Annotated in this window: 17 protein-coding genes; 9 read left to right on the top strand and 8 right to left on the bottom strand. The window is 69.9% G+C overall.

The genetic code is table 11. The features are described 5' to 3' along the window. Positions 1 to 5: 5 nt before the first annotated feature. The 5 genes from AC2YHJ_RS10375 to AC2YHJ_RS10355 all read left to right on the top strand — a co-directional run bounded on the left by AC2YHJ_RS10375 (position 6) and on the right by AC2YHJ_RS10355 (position 4,252). Positions 6 to 1,043, top strand: coding sequence for a putative FMN-dependent luciferase-like monooxygenase (locus tag AC2YHJ_RS10375; RefSeq protein ID WP_487395827.1), 1,038 nt, complete (start codon positions 6 to 8; stop codon positions 1,041 to 1,043). 25 nt (positions 1,044 to 1,068) lie between these two features. Continuing rightward, positions 1,069 to 1,668, top strand: coding sequence for a CMD domain protein (locus AC2YHJ_RS10370; protein WP_487395826.1), 600 nt, complete (start codon positions 1,069 to 1,071; stop codon positions 1,666 to 1,668). A gap of 16 nt (positions 1,669 to 1,684) precedes the next feature. Continuing rightward, positions 1,685 to 2,260 (top strand): alkylhydroperoxidase domain protein, encoded by a 576-nt coding sequence (locus AC2YHJ_RS10365; RefSeq protein WP_487395825.1) that lies wholly within the window; start codon positions 1,685 to 1,687, stop codon positions 2,258 to 2,260. A gap of 418 nt (positions 2,261 to 2,678) precedes the next feature. Continuing rightward, the gene (locus AC2YHJ_RS10360) at positions 2,679 to 3,248 is read left to right on the top strand and encodes a carboxymuconolactone decarboxylase family protein (protein WP_487395824.1); all 570 of its coding nucleotides are present in this window, start codon (positions 2,679 to 2,681) and stop codon (positions 3,246 to 3,248) included. Positions 3,249 to 3,283: 35 nt separating this feature from the next. Further along, the gene (locus AC2YHJ_RS10355; RefSeq protein ID WP_487395823.1) at positions 3,284 to 4,252 is read left to right on the top strand and encodes a Bug family tripartite tricarboxylate transporter substrate binding protein; all 969 of its coding nucleotides are present in this window, start codon (positions 3,284 to 3,286) and stop codon (positions 4,250 to 4,252) included. Positions 4,253 to 4,343: 91 nt separating this feature from the next. On the opposite strand, the gene AC2YHJ_RS10350 is transcribed toward AC2YHJ_RS10355, so the two are convergent. Next, complete coding sequence (locus AC2YHJ_RS10350) at positions 4,344 to 5,099, bottom strand: IclR family transcriptional regulator (RefSeq protein ID WP_487395822.1); 756 nt, start codon at positions 5,097 to 5,099, stop codon at positions 4,344 to 4,346. Between the two features lie 115 nt (positions 5,100 to 5,214). On the opposite strand from AC2YHJ_RS10350, the gene AC2YHJ_RS10345 reads away from it, so the two are divergent. Beyond that, a complete protein-coding gene (locus AC2YHJ_RS10345; RefSeq protein ID WP_487395821.1) occupies positions 5,215 to 6,015 on the top strand; it encodes an SDR family NAD(P)-dependent oxidoreductase in 801 nt (266 codons plus the stop codon). 74 nt (positions 6,016 to 6,089) lie between these two features. Here AC2YHJ_RS10345 and AC2YHJ_RS10340 read toward each other — a convergent pair whose 3' ends face one another. After that, positions 6,090 to 7,517, bottom strand: a complete 1,428-nt coding sequence (locus tag AC2YHJ_RS10340) for an aminotransferase-like domain-containing protein (protein WP_487395820.1) — start codon at positions 7,515 to 7,517, stop codon at positions 6,090 to 6,092. Positions 7,518 to 7,627: 110 nt separating this feature from the next. On the opposite strand from AC2YHJ_RS10340, the gene AC2YHJ_RS10335 reads away from it, so the two are divergent. Next, positions 7,628 to 7,999, top strand: coding sequence for a DUF983 domain-containing protein (locus AC2YHJ_RS10335; RefSeq protein WP_487395819.1), 372 nt, complete (start codon positions 7,628 to 7,630; stop codon positions 7,997 to 7,999). Positions 8,000 to 8,115: 116 nt separating this feature from the next. On the opposite strand, the gene AC2YHJ_RS10330 is transcribed toward AC2YHJ_RS10335, so the two are convergent. From AC2YHJ_RS10330 to AC2YHJ_RS10320, 3 genes are read right to left on the bottom strand one after another with little or no spacing between them, the layout of a single operon-like run. Beyond that, positions 8,116 to 9,747, bottom strand: coding sequence for a hydantoinase B/oxoprolinase family protein (locus AC2YHJ_RS10330; protein WP_487395818.1), 1,632 nt, complete (start codon positions 9,745 to 9,747; stop codon positions 8,116 to 8,118). Beyond that, positions 9,744 to 11,819 (bottom strand): hydantoinase/oxoprolinase family protein, encoded by a 2,076-nt coding sequence (locus AC2YHJ_RS10325; protein ID WP_487395816.1) that lies wholly within the window; start codon positions 11,817 to 11,819, stop codon positions 9,744 to 9,746. Before AC2YHJ_RS10325 ends, AC2YHJ_RS10330 begins: the two co-directional genes overlap by 4 nt. A gap of 44 nt (positions 11,820 to 11,863) precedes the next feature. Then, complete coding sequence (locus AC2YHJ_RS10320) at positions 11,864 to 12,850, bottom strand: Bug family tripartite tricarboxylate transporter substrate binding protein (protein WP_487395814.1); 987 nt, start codon at positions 12,848 to 12,850, stop codon at positions 11,864 to 11,866. A 210-nt stretch (positions 12,851 to 13,060) separates the two neighbouring features. Between AC2YHJ_RS10320 and AC2YHJ_RS10315 the strand changes: the two genes are divergently transcribed. Continuing rightward, positions 13,061 to 13,960, top strand: a complete 900-nt coding sequence (locus AC2YHJ_RS10315) for a LysR substrate-binding domain-containing protein (RefSeq protein WP_487395812.1) — start codon at positions 13,061 to 13,063, stop codon at positions 13,958 to 13,960. Between the two features lie 19 nt (positions 13,961 to 13,979). Here the strand turns inward: AC2YHJ_RS10315 and AC2YHJ_RS10310 are convergent, their stop codons facing one another. The 3 genes from AC2YHJ_RS10310 to AC2YHJ_RS10300 are packed head-to-tail and all read right to left on the bottom strand — an operon-like array spanning position 13,980 to position 18,784. Next, positions 13,980 to 15,695 carry a hydantoinase B/oxoprolinase family protein gene (locus AC2YHJ_RS10310; RefSeq protein WP_487395811.1) on the bottom strand — a complete coding sequence of 572 codons (1,716 nt, stop codon included), beginning with the start codon at positions 15,693 to 15,695 and terminating at the stop codon, positions 13,980 to 13,982. Then, positions 15,692 to 17,770: a hydantoinase/oxoprolinase family protein gene (locus AC2YHJ_RS10305; RefSeq protein ID WP_487395809.1), complete on the bottom strand. Its 2,079-nt coding sequence runs from the start codon at positions 17,768 to 17,770 to the stop codon at positions 15,692 to 15,694. The genes AC2YHJ_RS10310 and AC2YHJ_RS10305 overlap by 4 nt, the downstream gene beginning before the upstream one ends. A 45-nt stretch (positions 17,771 to 17,815) precedes the next feature. Continuing rightward, entirely contained in the window at positions 17,816 to 18,784 is a 969-nt protein-coding gene (locus AC2YHJ_RS10300; protein WP_487395808.1) for a Bug family tripartite tricarboxylate transporter substrate binding protein, read from the bottom strand. 242 nt (positions 18,785 to 19,026) lie between these two features. Here AC2YHJ_RS10300 and AC2YHJ_RS10295 point away from each other — a divergent pair, with 242 nt between their 5' ends. Next, positions 19,027 to 20,427: an aminotransferase gene (locus AC2YHJ_RS10295; RefSeq protein ID WP_487395806.1), complete on the top strand. Its 1,401-nt coding sequence runs from the start codon at positions 19,027 to 19,029 to the stop codon at positions 20,425 to 20,427. The last annotated feature ends 63 nt before the right edge of the window (positions 20,428 to 20,490 follow it).

Below are 20,490 nucleotides of genomic sequence, written 5' to 3'. Positions count from 1 at the left end.
TAGGAATGACCAAGGCAGGCGGGCTGCGGCTCGGCTTCTTCTCGCGACTGCTGGATGAGGGCAGCGCGGCCGAGCGGTATCGCCTGGCGACGGCGCAGATCCGCCATGCCGAGGCGCAGGGCTTCGACAGCGCCTGGGTCGCCCAGCACCATTTCCATGAGGGCGAGGGCGGCCTGCCCTCCCCCTTCGTGTTCCTCGCGCAGGTCGCGGCGATGACCTCGCGCATCCGGCTCGGCACCGGCATCGTTACCCTGCCGATGGAACTGCCGATCCGCGTCGCCGAGGATGCTGCAGTATTCGACCTGATCTCGGGTGGACGGCTGGAACTCGGCGTCGGGTCCGGCGGCAACCCGTCGGCCTTCGCGGCCTTCGGCCTCGAGGACGCGCAGCGTCGCGCGATCTTCGAAGGGCACCTCAAGGTGCTGACCACCGCGCTGGCAGGGGATGCGCTGACCGGCGGGGACCGGATCTATCCGGCGCAGCCCTCGCTGCTGTCACGGCTGTGGTACGCGACCTTCTCGGTCGATGGCGCGCGCAGCGCCGGGCGGATGGGGGCGGGGTTGCTGCTGTCGCGTACCCAGCCGCGGCCCGCGGGCGCGCCCGATGCCAGCCTGTCCGACATCCAGGACCCGATGGTGGATGCCTATCTCGCGGCGCTGCCGCGGGGCGTGGCGCCGCGCATCCTGGCATCCCGTTCCGTCTTCGCCGCCGACCGGCGCGAGGATGCCATCCGCTTCGCCGATATCGGCCTGCGCCGCCACTATGCGCGCCTGGTCGCCTCCGGCCGCGCGCCGGACGTCCACCCGACGGTCGAGGACATGATCCACCGCCAGGACGTGCATCTCGGCACGGTGGAGGAGGTGGTCGCATCGCTCCGCACCGACCGGGTGATGGACCGCGCGACCGAGCTTGCGGTGCAGGTGCATTCGGTCGATCCGCCACATCCCTTCGTACTGCGGTCGATCGAACTGGTGGCCGAGGGCGTGGCCCCGGCCTTTGGCTGGCGGCGCGAGGCGCCAACCGAGACACGCCGCGTCGCCTGACGACAGCTACAGAACAAGGTTCCCCATGACATCACCAGATACGGATGTGATCGACGCGCTGGCGGGCATCGTGCCTGGCTCCGCGCTGGATGCCGCCCGCGCGCGCCGCCCGGCCGCGCGCGCGCATGCGCAGGCGAGCTACCGCACGCTGCTGCTGCCAGCCGATCCAGGCACGTTCAGCATCGCCGAACGCTTCGCGGTCGCCGCCTATGTCGCCGGGCTGCATCGCGCGGCGGCGACGGTCGAGCATTACGCCGCCGGCCTCACGCAGCATGGTGGTGCGGCACTCGCCGCGACGGTCGCACAGGCGGTGGCGGAGACGCTGAGCAGCGGACCGACCGGACATTACCCGCCCGGCCCGCTCAGCATCGAGGACACGCCCGGCCCCGTCTTCGCGCTGTCCGCACCGGTCGCGGCGGCCCTCGGACCCAAGCTGGCGGCGGCCTTTGCCCATGCGCACTACCTGGTGTTCCATCCGCGTGATGCGGCGCCGGACCGCTTCCCGCCGCTGACGGCAGCCGGCTGGACGGAGGACGGCATCGTCACCCTGTCGCAGCTCGTCTCCTTCCTCGCCTTCCAGATCCGCGTGGTGGCCGGCTTCGCCGTGCTCGCCGCGACGCCCTGACCCCGGAGGCCCTGCCATGCCGACCGCCCCCGTCGCCTTCACCCGTGCCATGCTCGACTGGCTGCCCTGGGTCGAACCGCTCGCCGAGCAGGCACTGACGCCGCGCCATATCGAGGCGCTGGTCGATGCAGCCCGCGCGAAGTCGGCCTATTTCCGACTGCTTGCGCGCGACCCGGATGCGTTGGAACACCGCACGCGCACCGACAAGGACATCTTCTACAACACCGATGCCGGCGCCCCGCGCGCCGACCGGGAACTCGCCGCCGCGGCGGTGTCGCGGTTCAACGGCTGCATCTACTGCGCATCCGTCCACGCGCGCTTCGCCGCCACCTATGCGAAGCGGGAAGCGGATGTGGACCGGCTGCTGGCCGAAGGCGTCGGCACGGATCTTGGCGAGCGCTGGAATGCGATCGTCGCTGCCGCCGTCGCACTGACCGCCATTCCGATGACCTTCGGGCCCGAGCATGTGGCGCGGCTGCGCGCGACGGGAATGGATGACCTTGCCGTTGCCGACATCATCCAGGGCGCGTCGTTCTTCAACTGGGCGAACCGGCTGATGCTGTCGCTAGGGGAACCGGCGACGCAGGGGTAGGCCGACGCGCGGAGGGAGGCCTTGCCTCTCTCCGCCAAAGGCAAGGGCCTTTGGAAACCGACGTTCGGCAACAGCAACCTGCGGTTGCGAGCACTTTAGGATTTTACGATTTTAGCACTTTAGCCGGCCCCGCCGCGCAGGCGCACGGCGCCCCTTGGCATTAGGAACATATCAGGAACTTCCCCGAAAATCCAGCGCCGCGTCCCACCAAGGGCGACTGACGGCATTCCAAAGGGCACTGCCCTTTGGTGGGGTGGTCTGGAGGGGCAAAGCCCCTCCAGTGCTGCCTCTTCACATAATGGAACAACCTTCCATCAGTCGGAAGACGCGCCTATAGAAACCGGGGGAGGAAACCGGAACAGCACGGGCCGTGCCCTCCTCGCGACCGCGCCTGCCGATCGACCGAGGAGTGACACCCATGCCCCGTCTGGACCTGCCGCCCGAGGCCGAGATGACCGATGCCCAGAAGGCCGCCTGCGCCGAGGCGGTGGCCGGTATTCGCGGTCGCGTGCCCGCGCCGATGGTGGCCTGGCTGCAGAGCCCGGAGCTCGCCAGCCGCGGCCAGAAGCTGGGAGAGCTGCTGCGCTACCAGACGTCGCTGGAACCGCGCCTGTCCGAGCTCGCCATCCTGGTCTGCGCGCGGCACTGGACCTCCCACCACGAATGGGCGGCGCATAAGCGGGACGGGCTGAAGGCCGGCATGGACCCCGAGGTGATCGCCGCCATCGCCGCGCGCCGCACGCCAGCGCTGCGCGATGACCGCGAGCAGGCCGTCTATGACGTGTCCACGACGCTGCTCGCGACCGGGCGCGTGGCGCAGCCGGTCTATGAGCGCGGCGTCGCGGCGCTCGGCCAGCGCGGCATGGTCGAGCTGGTCGGCATCCTCGGCTACTACTGCCTGGTCGCGTTGACGCTGAACACCTTCGAGCTCGGCCTTCCCGGCAGCATCGCGCCCGAGTTGGAAGACCCCGACTTCGCCGCCGCCTGACCGCGCAACGTCGCCAGGCATCCGAGGAAACAACCATGAAACGCATCGCCACCCTCGCCGCCTTGCTCGGCGCGCTGTCCGCCTTCCCGGCCGCCGCGCAGGATCGCTTCCCGACCCGCCCGATCCGCTACGTCGTGCCCTTCGCCGCCGGCGGGCCGAGCGACATCGTCGCCCGCATCATGGCCCCGCACATGGCCCAGACGCTCGGCCAGCCCGTGGTGATCGACAATCGCGTCGGCGCCGGCGGCGTGACCGGGGTGGACGTGATCGCGAAGGCCGCCGGGGATGGCTACACCTTCGGCATCGGCAGCGCGGGCGGCTTGGCGATCTCGCCCAATCTCGGCCGCGGCACGCCGTACAACCCGGTCACGGACCTGGCGCCGATCACGCTCGGCGTGCTGGTGCCGGAACCGCTGGTGGTGCCGGGCGCTTCCCCCTTCCGCAGCCTGCAGGACCTGATCGCCGACGCCCGCGCACGCCCCGGGGCGCTGAATTTCGGTTCGACCGGCAACGGGTCCATGCCGCACCTCGCGGCCGAACAGCTGCGCGCCGCGGCGGGCCTCGACATCGTGCAGATCGCCTACAACAGCGGCGGGCAGCTCGCGACGTCGATCCTGCGGAACGAAGTCCAGCTCGGCTTCGCCGACCTGCCGGTGCTGCTGCCGAACATCCAGGCGGGGACGATGCGCGCGCTCGCCGTCGGCACGCCCGAGCGCATGTCCTGGCTGCCCGATGTGCCGACCTTCGCGGAACTCGGGCTGCCGAGCGTCGACGCCAGCAACTGGCACGGCCTGGTGGCACCGGCCCGCACCCAGGCCGGGCCGCTCGATGCGCTGCGCCGCGCGGCCATCGCCGCCCTGCAGGACCCGGAGGTACGTCAGCGGCTGAACCAGCAGGGCGCCATTCCGGGCGGCAACAGCCCGGAGGCGTTCGGTGCGTTCATCGCCAGCGAAGGCCGGAAGTGGGGCGAGGTGATCCGGCGGAACAACATCACCGCCGATTGACCGGGACAGCACGGAGAGGGGCTTTGCCCCTCTCCGAACCACTCCCCACCAAAGGCCCGAGGCCTTTGGAAACCGTCACCTGGTGATGCCGTCAGCTGGCGGCCTGCGCGGCCAGCAGGCGCTCGGCCGGGCCACCCAACTCCCGCGTGACCTGCAGCGCCTCGCGCATCGTCAGGCGGCGGCACAGCGCCTCCATCTGCGGCGTGAAGCGGTAGAGCGGCACGGAGATGCCGATCGACCCCGCCACCTGGCCCGCGGCGTCCAGCACCGGCGCGGCAATGGCGGCGAGGTCGGGATGGCGCTCGGCCCGCGTCACCACCGGCAAGGGCTGGCTCGTCCCACCCTCCAGAGCGATCAGCGCCCGCCCATGCGCCCCATGGCCGAGCGGGAAGACCTCCCCGATCGGCGCATAGGCACGCACCAGCTGCGGTGAATCGAGCCGATAGACGCAGCGGCGGCGATTGCCGTCGCGCACGAAGAACACCGCGCTCTCGTCGCTTTCCGCGCGCAGTCGCTCCAACGCCGGCATGACGTGGTTCTCGAGCCGCAGCGACCGGCGGAAGCGTTCGCCCAGCAGCAGCAGCGCGGGGCCGAGCAGGTATCCGCCGCCGGGCAGGCGCTGGATGAAGCCCTGGCCTTCCAGCGTCTGCAGCAGGCGCAGCGCGGTCGTCATGTTGAGCCCGACGCGGCGCGAGATCTCGGTCAGGCCGAGCGGCCCGTCATCGTCCTGGAAGGCGCAGAGCAGCGCGAGCGCGCGGTCCACCGCCCGCACGCCGCCATCGGCCGGTGGTTCCACTGGCGCGGCGGCGGTCGGGGTCGCCTTGGGGCGGGGGGCTGGGCGCGTCACGGGCCCAGGCTATCGCGCGGGCCATGGTTTCGGAAGCACGTTGCGCAGTGCGGAAGTCATCCCTACAGCGGATCGCTCAATCGATCCATCCGCAGCCACCAGGGAGGAAGCCCGCATGTCCAGGCGTTTCGAGGACAAGGTCGTCATCGTCAGCGGCGCGGGGTCGGTCGGCAGCGGCTGGGGCAATGGCCGCGCCGCCGCGGTGCTGTTCGCGCAGGAGGGAGCGACGGTCTTCGGCTGCGATCGCGACCTCGCCGCCATGGAGGAGACCGCCGCGCGCATCGCCGAATTCGGCGGGCGCTTCACCCCTGTCGAATGCGACGTGACAAGCAACGACGCGGTGCGCGGGATGGTCGCGGATTGCCACGCCCGCTTCGGCCGCATCGATATTCTGGTGAACAATGTGGGCGGCTCGGCCGCCGGCGGCCCGGTGGAGATGAGCGAGGAGGTCTGGGACACCCAGGTGGACTTCAACCTGAAGAGCGTCTTCCTGACCTGCAAGCATGTGCTGCCCATCATGGAAGCGCAGGGGCGCGGGGCGATCGTCAACCTCGCCTCGACCTCGGGCATCCGCTGGACCGGGTCCGCGCAGGTCGCCTATGCCGCCTGCAAGGCGGGGGTGATCCAGTTCGGCCGCGTCGTCGCCGTGCAGTACGCGGCGAAGGGCATCCGCGTGAACACGGTGGTGCCGGGGCAGATGCATACGCCGATGGTCGAGGTGCGGCTGGCCGGCCAGCGCGCCGGCGGCGATGTGGACGCACTAATCAAGCAACGCCTGGCGCGCATCCCCATGGGCTTCGCCGGGGATGGGCGCGACACCGCGAATGCGGTGCTGTTTCTGGCATCCGAGGAAGCGCGCTTCATCACCGGCACCGAGCTCATCGTCGATGGCGGCATGTCGGTGCGCTGCGGCTGAGCGCCCGGCGACTGGCGCCGATCGTGCTGCTCTCGGCAACGCTGTGGCCCATGATGGGGGTGCTGTAGGGCGGGTCAGACCACGTCGGCGAAGGCCGTCCGGCGGTCCTCGCCGAGCGCATCGGCGAGGCGCAGCAGCGCCTCTCGCAGCACCGCCTGGTCCCGTGCCGCGCCAAGCGACACGCGCACTGCCGCGGGCGCCTCGACAGCGTCGCCCGCCAGGAAGGCATCGCTCGGCACCACCGCGAGCCCCTCGCGTCGCCGGAGATGCGAGACGAAGTCCAGCCGGTCCCAATGAGGCGGCAACCGGAGCCACAGATGCAGGCCCTCGGGATGCGCGTCGAAGGAGCCAGCCGGCAGGATGCCGTGCGCCATCGCCTGCCGCGCCACGCATTCCCGTCGAATCCCGGCAAGGATGGCGCCCGCGGTGCCGTCCCGCACCCATCCCGTCAGCAGCGCGGTCAGCAGCGGCGAGGCCATCAGCACATTGGCGCGCAATGCCGCGGCAAGCCGGCCTGCGCGCTGGGCATCCGGCGCCACCACATAGGCCGCGCGCAGCGCCGGGTTCAGCACCTTGGACAGCGTGGCGATGTGGAAGGTGATCTCGGGCGCGAGTGTCGCCAGTGCCGGCAACGGCGAGGACGGCAGCAAGCCGTAGGCGTCGTCCTCGATGATGTGCAGTCCGTGACGCTGTGCCTCCGCTGCGATGGCGTGGCGGCGTTCCGGCGGCATCGTCACCGTCGTCGGGTTGTGCATGGTCGGCACGCAGTACACCGCCTTGGCGCCGCGCGTCCGGCAGGCTTCGGCGATGGCGTCGGGCAGCAGGCCATCCGCATCGCCAGGCAAGCCGAGCAGCCGGATGCCGAGTTGCCCGGCGGCACCGCGCAGGCCCGGATAGGTCAGCGCATCGGTCAGGACGAGATCCCCCGCCCCTGCCACGGCAGCGAGCGTCGCCAGCAAGGCCGGCTGCGCACCGGGGCAGGCCAGCAGCCGGTCGGGCGCGACGGAACCCAGGGTGGCGCGCAGCCAGGTGGTACCGGCCTCGCGTTCCTCGGCCGAGCCCGCACCGGTGCGGTAGGTCAGCAGCTCCGCCGCATCGGGCCGCGCCAGCACGGCCGCGAGGCCCTGCCGCACCAGGTCGCGCAGCGGCGGGTCCAGCGGCTGCGGCGGCAGGTTCATGCCCAGGTCCACCGGCCCTGCCACGATGTCCGGCGACGGCACGGCCGGCGCCGGGTCCTCGCGCCCGACGAAGGTGCCGCGGCCCACCGTGGCGTGCAGCAGGCCGCGCCGGCGCGCTTCGGCATAGGCGCGGGTGACGGTGGTCAGGTCGACGCCGAGTTCCCCGGCCAGGGCGCGATGCGTCGGTAGCCGATCCCCGGGGCGGAGTTGTCCGGCGCGGATCGCCGCGCCGATCGCGTCGGCGATCGCCAGATAGATCGGGCCGTCAGCCCCGGTGATGCGCGGGGGCCAGGACGCGCCCGGGCGCGGATGCTGCGTTTCCATCTTGCGTATTCACCATACAATCCATATTATTCTCCCAGCCTATCATATTGTATGCCTAAATCAACAGATTGTATGGCAATCCGATCGCCGGATCGGGATGGAGAGGACCAATGAGCGAAGGCTCGAGGATTATGCTGGGCATCCGTCGGGGGCTCAGCCTGCGCTGCCCGCATTGCGGCGAAGGCCGCCTCTTCGCTGGCTTCCTGAAGGTTCGCGAGCGGTGCGAGGCATGCGGCGAGGACAATCGCATCTACCCGTCCGACGACGCACCGCCCTATCTGACGCTGCTCCTGGTCGGCCACCTGATCTTCCCGTTCATGTTCTGGATGGACAAGACTTGGTCGCCGGAGCTGTGGGTCATGTTCGCGCTGTGGCTGCCGCTGATCGTGGTGCTGACGGTGGGGATGCTGCCCTTCATGAAGGGGGCCGTGATCGGCATCGCCTGGGCGAACGGCATCACGCGCGAGACGGCGCGCCAGTGACCAGCCGGCGGGCCTGGAGCCGCCTCCGTTCGCCCGGGCTCACGGCAGCGTCTCCCGGTCCTTGCTTGGCGAGCATCTTCACCCGCTCAGGTGATTTCACCTGAGCGGGATCTGCTCTAGCCCCCCGCCCGCGTCATCAGCCCGTGGGCGAGATCGGCGGCCAGGGCCGCCGGCGCACGTTGCGCCGGATCGCCGTGGCCGCCACCGCCCGGCGTCGCCAGCGACACGGTGTCGCCCGCCTTCAGCACGTATTGCCGCTTGGGGTCGACCTTCTCGCCGTTGATCTTCAGCACGCCCGGTGCGCCGTCCTGCCCACCCTCGATGCCGAAGGCGGGGAAGATGGTGCGCTCGGCGAGGAAGGACACGGCGATCGGCGTCGGGGACCGGCTTTCGAGCAGGATCTCCTGCCCCAGCCCGCCGCGATGGCGCCCCTGCCCGCCGCTGTCGGGCCGCAGGCGCTTGTGGTGGATGCGGATCGGCGCGATGTGCTCGCTGATCTCGACGGCCGTCGAGGAGACGTTGGACGGCCAGGACAAGCAGGAGATGCCATCGCCCTGCATGTTCCCGCCCATGCCGCCGTTGAAGAAGAACATGTTGGCGTAAGGCTTGCCGTTCTCGTTCACGCCGGACTGATTCATGCCCCACATGGGCGACCCGCAGGCCGCCATGACGCGTTCCGGCACCACCTGGCCGAGGCAGCCGAACACCAGCATCGGCAGGTAGTGCCCGATCAGCATGCGCGACCCGCCGGGCGCGGGGAATTGCGGGTTCACGATGCAGCCCGGCGGCGCGACGATGCTGATGGGCCGCCAGGCGCCTTCGTTATTCGGCAATGTCGGGCTGGTGCAGACCTTCACCCCGTACATCACCATGGCGTAGGTGTAGCAGAGCGCGCAGTTGATCGCGCGATCCACCTGCGCATCGGTGCCGGTGAAATCCGCGGTGACGGTGTCGCCCTTCACCGTCAGCGCCAGCTTGATCGTGATCGGCGTGTCGAGCAGCCCGTCGGTCTTCAGTTCGCTGCGATAGGTCCCATCGGGCAGTGCCGCGATGGCACCGCGCATCGCGGCTTCGCAGCGACGGTGGATCTCGGCGGCGAGGTCCGTCAGGTCGGCGAGCTGCGCCTGCTCCATCAGGACATGCAGGCGTTCTTCCATCAGGTCGAGTGCCACCACCTGCGCCCAGAGGTCGCCCAGCGTCTGGTCGGGCGTGCGGACATTCTGCCGCAGGATGGCGACCAGCGTGTCATCGGTTACGCCCGCGCGCATCAGCTTCAGCGGCGGGATCTGCAGGCCTTCCTCGAAGACCTCGCGCGGTTCGGGGCTGCGGATCTTGCCGCCGATATCGGGCGCATGCGCAGTGGATGCGCTGAAGGCGACCAGGCGGCCGTCGCGGAAGATCGGTTTTGCCACGGTGATGTCGGGCAGATGCCCGGTGCCGAGCCACAGGTCGTTGGTGATCAGCACGTCGCCCGGGGCGAGCGTCTCGGGCGGGAAGAAGCGCAGGAAGTGCTTCACCGTCTCCGGCAGCGTGCCGATGAAGGAGGGGATGCTCTCCGTCGCCTGCACCAGCGACTGTCCCGCCGCGTCGGTGACGACGCAGGAGAAGTCGTAGGATTCGCGCACCAGCGTGGAGAAGGAGGTACGCACCAGCGCCGCCGCCGCCTCATCCACCAGGGAGATCAGGCGGCGCCAGAGCAGTTCGAGCTCGACCGCGTCGAAGGTGCGGGTGGTGGTGCTGTCGTTCATGGCGTGCGCTCTGCGAGGATGGAACCGTCTGGCAGCACGGCGATGCGTGCCCCGGGGCCGACGATGAAGGTGCTCTCGTTCTCCTCGAAGACCGCGGGGCCTTCGAGCGCCGTGCCGGTCGGCAGGGCATAGCGGTCATAGACGGGCGTGGAGACCGCGCCGCCGGCATCTGGGAAATGCACGTCCCGATGCCCCTTCAGCGCCGCATCGCCGCCGCCGAGGCCATCCAGCCGCAGCGTCCCGCCCGAGCCGGGCATCGGCGCCGACAGCGCGAGGCGAAGTGCGACGAACTGCACATTCGCACCCGGTGGCGTGCGGCCGAACAGGGTGCGGTAGGCGGCCTCGAACGCCGCGAGCACACCATCCGCTGTCAGCGTCTCCGGCAATACAACGGTGATCTCCGATCCCTGGCCGACATAGCGCATGTCAGCGAGCCGCTTAGTCTCGCGGCGCGTCAGGTCCGCCCCCGTGGCGCCGACCACCGCCAGCGCATCGGCTTCCAGCCCCGTGAAGATGCGGGCGGCTTCCGCCCAATCGACCTCGGCGAGGCGCCTGTTGAAGGAGGCAACGCGATCGATGCGCGCGGGGGCCATCAGCATGCCGATGGTGCTGCCCGCGCCCGCGCCTGGCGGGCAGACCACGCGATTGACGCCGAGCTTGCGCCCGACATGCCAGGCATGGACCGGCGCGGCACCGCCGGTCGCCAGCAGCGCGTAGTCCTGCGGCACGCGGCCGCGCTCGGCGATGGCGACGCGGGCCGCACCCGCCATGTTCTCGTTCACCACATCATGGATGCCGAAGGCGCCGCGCGTGGCATCGAGGCCAAGCGTGCCCGCGAGCCCATCCAGCGCATCGCCGGCCTTGCCGACATCGATCGTCATCGTGCCACCGAGGAAGAAATCGGCGTTGAGGTAGCCGAGCGCGAGGTCGCTGTCGGTGACGGTCGGCTCTGACCCGCCACGACCATAGCAGACCGGGCCGGGCTGCGCGCCGGCGCTCTCGGGTCCGACATGCAGCGTGCCGAGTTCGCTGCGCCGGGCGATGGAACCACCCCCCGCACCGATCTCGATCAGTTCCACGGTCGCTATCTGGATCGGCAAGCCCGACCCGCGCAGGAAGCGCTTCGTCCGCGCTGCCTCGAACCCCCAGGCGACGAGCGGATCGCCATCATCGACCAGCGCGAGCTTCGCCGTGGTGCCGCCCATGTCGAAGGCGAGCACGCGGTCGAGTCCCGCATGCCGCCCGAACCACGCACCCGCCAGCGCACCCGCCGCCGGGCCGCTTTCGAGCAGTTGCACCGGCGCACGCTTGGCTTCCGCCACATGTGTAAGCCCGCCATTGGACAGCATCAGGAACAGCCCGCCCGGAATGCCCGCGCCCTTCAGCGCGGCTTCCAGCGTGTCGAGATAGGTCTCCGCGATCGGCCGCACATAGGCATTCGCCGCCGTGGTCACCATGCGCGGATATTCGCGGATCTCTGGCGAGAGTTCCGAGGAGAGCGACAGCGACAGCGCCGGGAAGCGCTTGGCGATCGCTTCCGCCGCCATGCGTTCATGCGCCGGATTGGCATAGGCATGCAGGAAGCAGATGGCGAGGCTGGTCACGCCGGCGGCGACCAGCGATTCCACCTCCCGCAGCGCGGCGTCCACATCCAGCGGCCGCTCCACGCTGCCATCCGGGCCGAGCCGTTCCAGCGCGGCGCGCCGCCAGGGGCGCGGCACCAGCGGCGCCGGCATGTCCAGGAACAGGTCGTAGAGTTCGTATTTCCGTTCCCGCGCGATCTCCAGCACATCGGTGAAGCCGTCCGTGGTCAGCAACCCTGTGGCCGCGCCCTTGCGCTCGATCAGCGCATTGGTGAACAGCGTCGTGGCGTGCACGACGCGGCCGATCGAGGACGGCGCGATGCCGCCCTTGTCCAGCAGCCGCTGCAACCCGGTGATCGCCCCGCGGGAGGGATCGTCGGGTGTCGTGCTCTCCTTCCAGATCACCGCCCTGCCATCCCGCGGGTCGAGGATGACGAGGTCGGTGAAGGTGCCGCCGATGTCGATGCCGAGCGAAAGCGACGCAGCCATGGTGTTCCTTGGGCGCGATGATGATACGGGAAGGAGCGGCGGGATCAGTCGCCGCGGATGTTGTTGGTCTCGACCACCTGGCGCCAGCGGGCGCGGTCGAGCTGGATGCGCTGCGCGAAGGCGTCGCCGCCCTCTCCGAGTGGGATGAGCCCGCGTTCCATCAGTGTGCGCGCGGTCTGCGGGTCGCGCAGCGTGGCCTGGAAGATGTCCACCAGCCCGTCGCGGATCTCCGTGGGCAGGCCGGCGGGACCGACGATGCCGAACCAGTTGTTGATCTCGAGCGTCGGAAAGCGGCCCGCGAGCGGGGCAAGTTCCGGCATCAGCGGCGTCGGCTCGGCGGCCGTGACGCCGAGCGCCTTCAACTGCCCGCCGCGGATGCTGCCCGACACCTCCGCGACATTGGCCACCATCATGTCCACCCGGCCAGCCGAGACGTCGAGCAGCGCCGGCGCGCCGCCGCGATAGGAGATGTGGTTCAGCCTGACGCCGGCCGCATTGGCGAAAAGCAACGCGCCGAGCTGGTTGATCGAACCGTTGCCGGAGGAAGCGAAGGTCGCCGTGCCGTCCTTCTGCCGCGCATAGGCGATCAGCCCGTCGATGTCGCTGAACGGCGCGTCCGGTCGCACCACCAGCGCCATCGGCGTGCCGGCCAGGTTGACCACCGGCGTCAATTCGCGGTCGAGGTCGAAGGGCACTGGAATGCCCGGAATGGCGGGCGCGACGCTGAGCATGCCCATGATGCCGCTGGCGAGCGTGTATCCATCCGGCGCGGCGCGCGACGCGGCCTGCGCGGCGATAAAGCCATAGGCGCCGGAGCGCACCTCGGGCACCGAGGCGACGCTGCGCACGCGCTGCATGCCCTCGGCCACCACGCGGAACAGGATGTCCACCGCGCCACCGGGCGGATAGCCGATGAACAGGCGGATCGGCTGGGACGGCGTCCAGGCGGCGCGGGCCGGGGCAAAGGGCAGCGCGGCGACGGCAGCGCCAAGCAGGCTGCGGCGCGGCAGGGGACGGATTGTGTCGGTCATGATGCCTCCATGCTTCGCCGTCCGGCCCAGCGTTCCCGTGCCGCCGGGTTGGCCCCGGCGATGATCAAGGCAGCGCCATTCATGCGCCTGCCGCATGGGCAGGTTCAGTCCCGCCCTCCGCAACGTTGAGTGTTCGGCGGATGACCGGGGCTGGCAACCGATACTCCCTCATGCCTTCATGAGGGATCGGAATGAAGTCGGGGCTTCAGCATGCGCCGCCACACCCCACCCACCGCCGCCCTGCAGGCCTTCGAGGCCTGTGCCCGGCACCTGTCAGTCTCCCGCGCCGCCGAGGAACTGCACCTGACGCAGAGCGCGGTCAGCCGGCAACTCGCGGGGCTGGAGGCGCTGCTCGGCGTGCGGCTGTTCCTGCGCGTCCGGCAGCGCCTGGTGCTAACCGCCGCCGCCGCGTCCTACGCGCCGCAACTGCGCGCTGCGCTCGCGCGGATCGAAAGCGCGACGCTGGAGGTGATGGCGCATCAGGGCGCGGGCGGGACGCTGACGCTGGCGGTGCAGCCGACCTTCGGCACGCGCTGGCTGATGCCGCGCCTGCCGCGCTTCCTCGCCGCGCATCGCCGCATCGTGGTGAATTTCCGCAACTACACGACGCGGCCGACGCCGCTCGACTTCGCCGCCGAGGATGTGGATGCGGCGCTGATGCTGGAGGAAGCCGCTCGCCCCGGCGTCGCGACGCATCTGCTGGTGGCGGATAGCCGCGTGCCGGTCTGCGCGCCGGCGCTGATGGAGGGCGGGCGCATGGCCGAAGTGGCGGCGCTGGCGCAACACACGCTGCTGCAACATTCGACGCGCCCGCGCGCCTGGTCGGAATGGCTCGCCATGATGGGCGCGGATGGCGTGGACGGCTTCCGCGGCCCACGCTTCCACCACCATGCGATGGTCGCCGAGGCAGCGGCCCAGGGTCTCGGCGTGGCACTGATGCCGCGCTTCATGGTGGCGGAGGAACTGGCGGGCGGCCGCTTGGTCATTCCCTTCGACCGCGCGCTCGATGCCGGGGAAGGCTATGTGCTCGCCTATCCCGAGGCCTCAGCGGACCTGCCGGCGCTGCGGCTGTTCCGCGACTGGCTGCTGGCGGAGGCGGCGGGCGGCTGAACGCGCCGCCCGCTGGCCATCAGCGCGCCGCGCGGCGCTTCGCCGTCGCCGCCAGGTTCGGCTCGCCGGAAGCGTCCAGCACCACGCCGTATTCGGCTTCGGCCTGCGCCACTTCGATCAGCCCGTAGCGCAGGTCGCGCGCCACCAGTGCCGGATCGCGCGCGAAGGGGTCGCCATAGCCGCCGCCACCGGGCATCTCGACGATCAGCCGGTCGCCTGCGGGGATGACCTGGAAGCCCTTCACCTTCATCGCCGCGCCTGAACCGAGCGACAGCCGCCCGAGGCCACCCGGCGCCCCGCCGCTGCGTCCACGCGCGGGGTATTCACCACGTTCGAAGCGTGCCTGGATGCCGAAGGCCGCGGGGTCACGGCTGGCGATCTCCATCCGCTGGCCGAGGCCACCACGCTGCCGCCCCGGCCCGCCGGAACCCTTCCGAAGTTCCTTCCTCCACACCACCAGCGGCGTGATCGCCTCGGTGATCTCGACCGGCACGTTGCGCACGCCGGAAGGGAACGGTGTGGCGGACAACCCGTCCTGCTTCGGCCGCGCCCCGGCGCCGCCCGAATGGAAGGTGGTGACGTTGAAGGCGCGCACGGCGGAACCTTCCGTCCCGGTCAGCCCATGCCCGGCGAGCAGGGACAGGTTCCACAGGCTCGACGTGCCTTCGGCCGGCACCGTGTCCGGCATCGCCTGGTCCAGGCAGCCATAGACCACGTCGGGCAGCATGTGCCCGATGACCGACCGCGCATAGACGGCCGCCGGGTGCGGCGCGTTGACGATGGTGTTCTCCGGCGCGGTGACGATCACCGCATCCAGCGTGCCGGTGTTGTTCGGGATCCAGGGCGCGAGCGCCGCCTTCACGCCGAAGGAGGTGTAGGCCTCCGTGTAGCAGATCGGGCAGTTGATGGCGTAGCGCGACAGGCCGGTGGTGCCGGTGTAGTCCACCTTCACGTGGTCGCCGGCGATGGTCAGCGTCGCGGCCAGCGTCACCGGTGCCTCGAAGCCGTCGATCGTCATTGACGCCGTCCAGGACCCCTGCGGCAGCTTCGCGATGACATCGGCCATGGCGCGGCGGGAGCGTGAGATGATCTCCTCGCCAAGATGGTCGAGATCGGCGAGGTCGAACTCCCGCATCATCTCGACCAGCCGCTTGCCGCCGATGTCATTGCAGGCGATCAGCGCGTAGATGTCGCCCACCACCTGAACCGGCTCGCGCACATTGGCGCGCACCATGCCGAGCAGGTCCTCATTCATCTGCCCTTCCCGCGCGAGGTACATCAGCGGGATGTAGAGCCCTTCATGGTAGATCTGCCGGCCTTCCGCGCTGACGCCAAGGCCGCCGATATCGACCACATGCGTCGTGCAGGCGAACAGCGCGACCGCGACGCCGTCGAGGAAGATCGGCGTGACCACCGTCAGGTCGAACAGATGGCCCGTGCCCTTCCACGGGTCATTGGTGATCAGGATGTCGCCATCCTTCAGCGTCGGCGCCGGGAACGCATCGAGGAAGTGCACCACCGACCGGGCCATCGAATTGATGTGCCCCGGCGTGCCGGTGACGGCCTGCGCCAGCATCCGCCCCTTCATGTCGAAGACGCCGGCGGAGATGTCGCCGGCCTCGCGCGCCGCGGTGGAGAAGGCGGTGCGCACCAGCGTCTGCGCCTGTTCCTCTACCACCGAGAGCAAGCGGTTCCACAGGATCTGGATCTCGATCTCGCCGATCGCGTTGCTCATCGGGCAATCCTCTCGATCAGGATGTGGCCGGCCGCGTTGGGGCCGGCGCGGAAGCCCTCGGGGACCAAGGTGGAGGTCTCGGCCTCCACGATCACGGCGGGGCCGGTGATGCGCGCGCCGGGCTTCAGTGCGGCGCGGTCGTAAATGGCGGCTTCGACCGGGCCGCCCGTGCCCGGATCGATGATACGGCGCCGGCCGGCTGGCGGTGGCGCGGCGGCTGGAGGCGCATCCGGGATGCGCGCGGGCAGCGGCTTCGCTTCCGCCAGCGACAGCGTCCAGGTCAGCACCTCGATCTCCAGCTTCGGGATGATGCGGCCGTAGAGCGCATTGTAGGTGGCTTCGAACGCCGCCTTGAAGGCGTCCAGGCTGGCGGCGCCATAGGGACCGTCGGGCAGCGTCACCGCCACCTCATGCCCCTGGCCGCGATAGCGCATGAAGCCGGTACGCACTTCCTGCAGCACCGCGCCCGGCGCGCCGAGCCGCACCACGGCCTCAGCCTCCGCGCGCATCGATTCGTACAGCCCGTTCACCAGCGCCGCATCGAAGGCGTTGAGGCTGACGAGGCGCGTGCGCACCACCTCATACCCGATGGGTGCGCCGAGGAAGCCATGCGCGGACCCAACGCCGGCGCCGACCGGCACCAGCACGCGATCCATGCCGAGTTTCGCCGCCATGCGCGCGGCATGCAGCGGTGCGGCGCCACCGAAGGCGATCATGGTGCGGCCGGCGGTCTCCTTGCCGTTCTCGACGGCATGGACACGGGCGGCGCTCGCCATGGTCTCCGTGACGATCTCGGTGATGCCGAGGGCGGCCGTCTCCACGGTCATGGACAGCGGCGTCGCCACCGCATTCGTGCAGGCGATGCCCGAGGCCGCCGGATCGAGCGTGATATGCCCGCCCGCGAACAGGGCGGGGTCGATCCAGGACAGCACCAGGTCGGCGTCGGTCACGGTCGGCATTGTGCCGCCACGCCCGTAGCAGGCCGGCCCGGGCATCGACCCCGCGCTGTCCGGCCCCACCGTGATGCGGCCGAGGCCATCGACGCGCGCGATCGAGCCGCCGCCGGCGCCGATCTCAACCATGTCAATCACCGGGATGCGCACGGGAATGCCGCTGCCCTTCACGAAGCGCGCGGCGCGGGCAATCTCGAAGTGCCGCGCCTGCTGCGGCTTCATGTCGTCGATCAGCGTGATCTTCGCCGTGGTGCCACCCATGTCGAAGGCGAGCGCGCGCGGGATGCCGTTCTCGGCAGCGAGGATCTGCGCGAGGATCGCGCCCCCGGCCGGGCCGGATTCCACCAGGCGGATCGGGAAGCGGCGCGCGGTCTCGACCGTCGTGATGCCGCCCGAGGACATGATCAGCAGCAGCGGGCAGGTGCTGCCCAACGCCTTCAGCCCATCCTCCAGCCGTCGCAGGTAGCTCTCCATCAGCGGCAGCACATAGGCGTTGGCGACAGTGGTGGAGGTCCGTTCGTATTCGCGGATCTCGGGGCAGACCTCGGAGGAGATGGCGATGACTTCGGCTGGCAGGTAGCGCGCCAGGATCTCCTGCGCGCGTCGTTCATGCGCGTCGTTCTGGTAGGCGTGCAGGAAGCAGACGGCCAGCGCCTCCACGCCTTCCGCCCTCGCCGCGGCGCCAATGCGGTCGAGCGCGGCTTCGTCCATCGCCAGCAGCACCGTGCCGTCGGCGGCGACGCGTTCCGGCACCTCGAAGCGCAAGGGGCGCGGCACCAGCGGCTCGGGCCGCTCCATGTAGAGGTCGTATTGCTCGAAGCGGTGTTCGTAGGCGATTTCGAGGGAATCGCGGAAACCCTCGGTCGTCACCAGCGCGGTCTTCGCACCCTTGCGTTCGATCAGCGCATTGGTCGCGAGCGTGGTGCCATGGATGACCAGGGCGAGATCGGCGGCCGCGATGCCGGCCTGCGCCAGGATCGCCGCGGTGCCTTCCAGTACAGCGCGCTCCGGCGCGTCATGGGTGGTCAGGACCTTGGTTGACAGGGACCTGTCCGGCAGGGCGAGGACGAGGTCGGTGAAGGTGCCGCCGATATCGACGGCCAGGCGCGCGGTCTTGCTCATCATATCCCTTGCAGTATTGCGGGCGGACGGAAGAAGGCCCCCGCGTCAGTCAACGGCACGAATGTTGGCGGCCTGCACGACGGCCCTCCAGGTCTCCAGTTCCGTGCGCACGAAGGCGGCGAATTCGACGGGCGGCATCGGCGCAGCGTCGAAGCCGATGCGGGTCAGCATCTCCACGATCTCGGGCCGGGCGATGATGCGCGCGATCTCGGCGGCCAGGCGTGCGCGGATCAGATCGGGCGTGCCGGGTGGGGCGACGATGCCGTACCAGTTGGAGATGTCGAAGCCCGGCACCGCGGTGCCGACCGATGGCGTCTGCGGCGACGCCGCCCATGATGCCGCGGAACTGACGGCGAGGAGCCGCAGCTGCCCCTGCTGGACCATCGGCCAGGCGGAGGTGTCGCTGAAGAAGATATCGACATTGCCGGCAATGAGGTCGGTCAGCGCCGGCCCGGTGCCGCGATAGGGCACATGCACCATGCGCGTGCCAAGCCGCAGGTTCATCAACTCGCCCGCAAGATGGGTCCCGGTCCCCACGCCGCCGGAGGCGAAGCGGATCGCATCCGGTTCACGCTTCACCTGCGCGACGAATTCCACAAGGTTCTGGGCGGCAAGGCTGTTACGGCAAACCAGCAGCAGCGGGCTGCGCGTGACCATGGTGACGAAGCCGAGCGCCAGCGGGTCATAGGGTGTGGGCCGCACCACCGGCCCGGCGGTCATGTTGCCGGGGCTGACCAGCGTCAGCGCGTAGCCATCGGGCGGCGACTTCGCCACCGCATCCACACCGATCGCACCGCCGGCGCCGGCACGGTTCTCAACCACCACCGGCTGGCCGAGCAGGGCCGACAGCGGTTCGGCGAGGATGCGCCCCACCGCATCGACGCCACCGCCCGGCGGGAACGGCACGACCAGCCGGATCGGACGGCTGGGGAAGGACTGCGCCCGCGCGGCGGACACGAGGCCGAGCGCAAGGCCGGTGCCGAGAAGGGTGCGGCGGGTGGCGGAAAGGCTCATCGAGGCGGAACTCCTTTGCGATGGGCCGTGACGAAGGCAAGTCCCGACATGCCGCCCCGGTCGTTCGATGCCGGGAGGCGCGTTGGCCGAAGCCTAGATCAGCATCGGGACGCGTGGAATGGGGGCGGGCGTCGAAATTGCGAACATCTCGCATCAACGCCTTCGATGCGTGTTCGCCCTTCCCACCGACGCGAAGCGGCGTAACGATAGCGGCCGACGCAATAGCCATCGCGAGGTGCTTCATGTCGCTCACCAACCAGCCGGATCCCGAGGAACGCCGCCGCGCGGTCGCGCAGGATCTGCAGAACGTGATGCACCCGATCGTGCAGCATCGCGCGCTGGAGAAGTCGCAGATCGTCGTCACGGGGGCGCAGGGTTCGACCATCGTCGACGCGGATGGCACGACCTACCTCGACGCCATGGCCGGGCTGTGGTGCGTGAACATCGGCTATGGCCGCACGGAACTCGCGCAGATCGCCGCCGAGCAGATGGAGCAGATCGCCTATTACCCGCACACGGCGATGAACCTGCCCGCGGCGCGGCTGGGCGAACAGATCAACGCGCTGATGGGTGGCGACTACCACACCTATTTCGTCAATTCGGGCTCCGAGGCGAATGAGGCAGGCTTCAAGGTCGCCCGGCAATACGCCAAGCACGAATTCCCCGGCCAGTTCCGTTTCAAGACCATCGCGCGGCACTATGCCTACCACGGCACGACGCTCGCCACGCTGGCGGCCGGCGGCATGGGCGAGCGCAAGATGAAGTTCGAGCCCTATGCCGGCGAGTTCATCCATGTGCCGGCGCCGACCTGCTACCGCTGCCCGCTCGGCCTCGAATACCCGTCCTGCAAGACCGCCTGCGCGACCGCCTTCGAGGCGACGATCCTGGCCGAAGGGCCGCAGACGGTCGCCGAGGTGATCGTCGAGCCGATCATGTCCGCCGTCGGCATCGCCGTTCCGCCCGACGACTACCTGCCGAAGGTCGAGGCGATCTGCCGGAAGTACGACGTGCTGCTGCATGTCGATGAGGTGATCAACGGCTTCGGCCGCACCGGCAAGATGTTCGCCCACCAGCATTACGGCATCAGCCCGGACATCATGGCGATTGCGAAGGGCATCGTCTCCGCCTACCTGCCGATCGCGGCGACGGTGGTGAAGAACAGGGTGTTCGAGAGCTTCCTCGGCGAAGTCGCGGAAGCACGCCAGGTGATGCAGGTGAACACCTATGGCGGTCACCCGGCAGCCGCGGCGGTCGCCGTGCGCAACATCGAGATCATGCTGGAGGAGAAGCTGCCCGAGCGCGCCGCGACGATGGGCGCCTATCTGATGGAGGGCCTGAAGGACCGGCTGTTCAGGCACGGCATCACGGGCGATGTCCGTGGCAAGGGCCTGTTGATCGGCATCGAGCTTGTGACCGACCGCGAGAGCAAGGTGCAGCTCGACGGCGCGCTGGTCGGCGGCGTCGTCGATTTCTGCAAGGCGAATGGCGTGATCGTCGGCCGGTCCGGCGGCGGCTCGCGGCATTCCAACACCATCGTGCTGTCGCCGCCGCTGGTGATCACCAGGACCGAATGCGACACGCTGATCGAGGTGCTGGACAAGGCGCTGGCGATGACCGTCGCGAAGATGGCCGGCAAGGGCTGACCCACCCCCCCTCGCCACGCCGCGGCGCCGGCCTAAGATAGGCGCCGCGGCCGACCGGCCGAT

The sequence above is a fragment of the Roseomonas sp. SRI_022 genome (genome assembly GCF_057586215.1).
The sequence above is the reverse complement of the archived record's forward strand: the minus strand, read 5'-3'. Positions and strand labels throughout refer to the sequence as shown.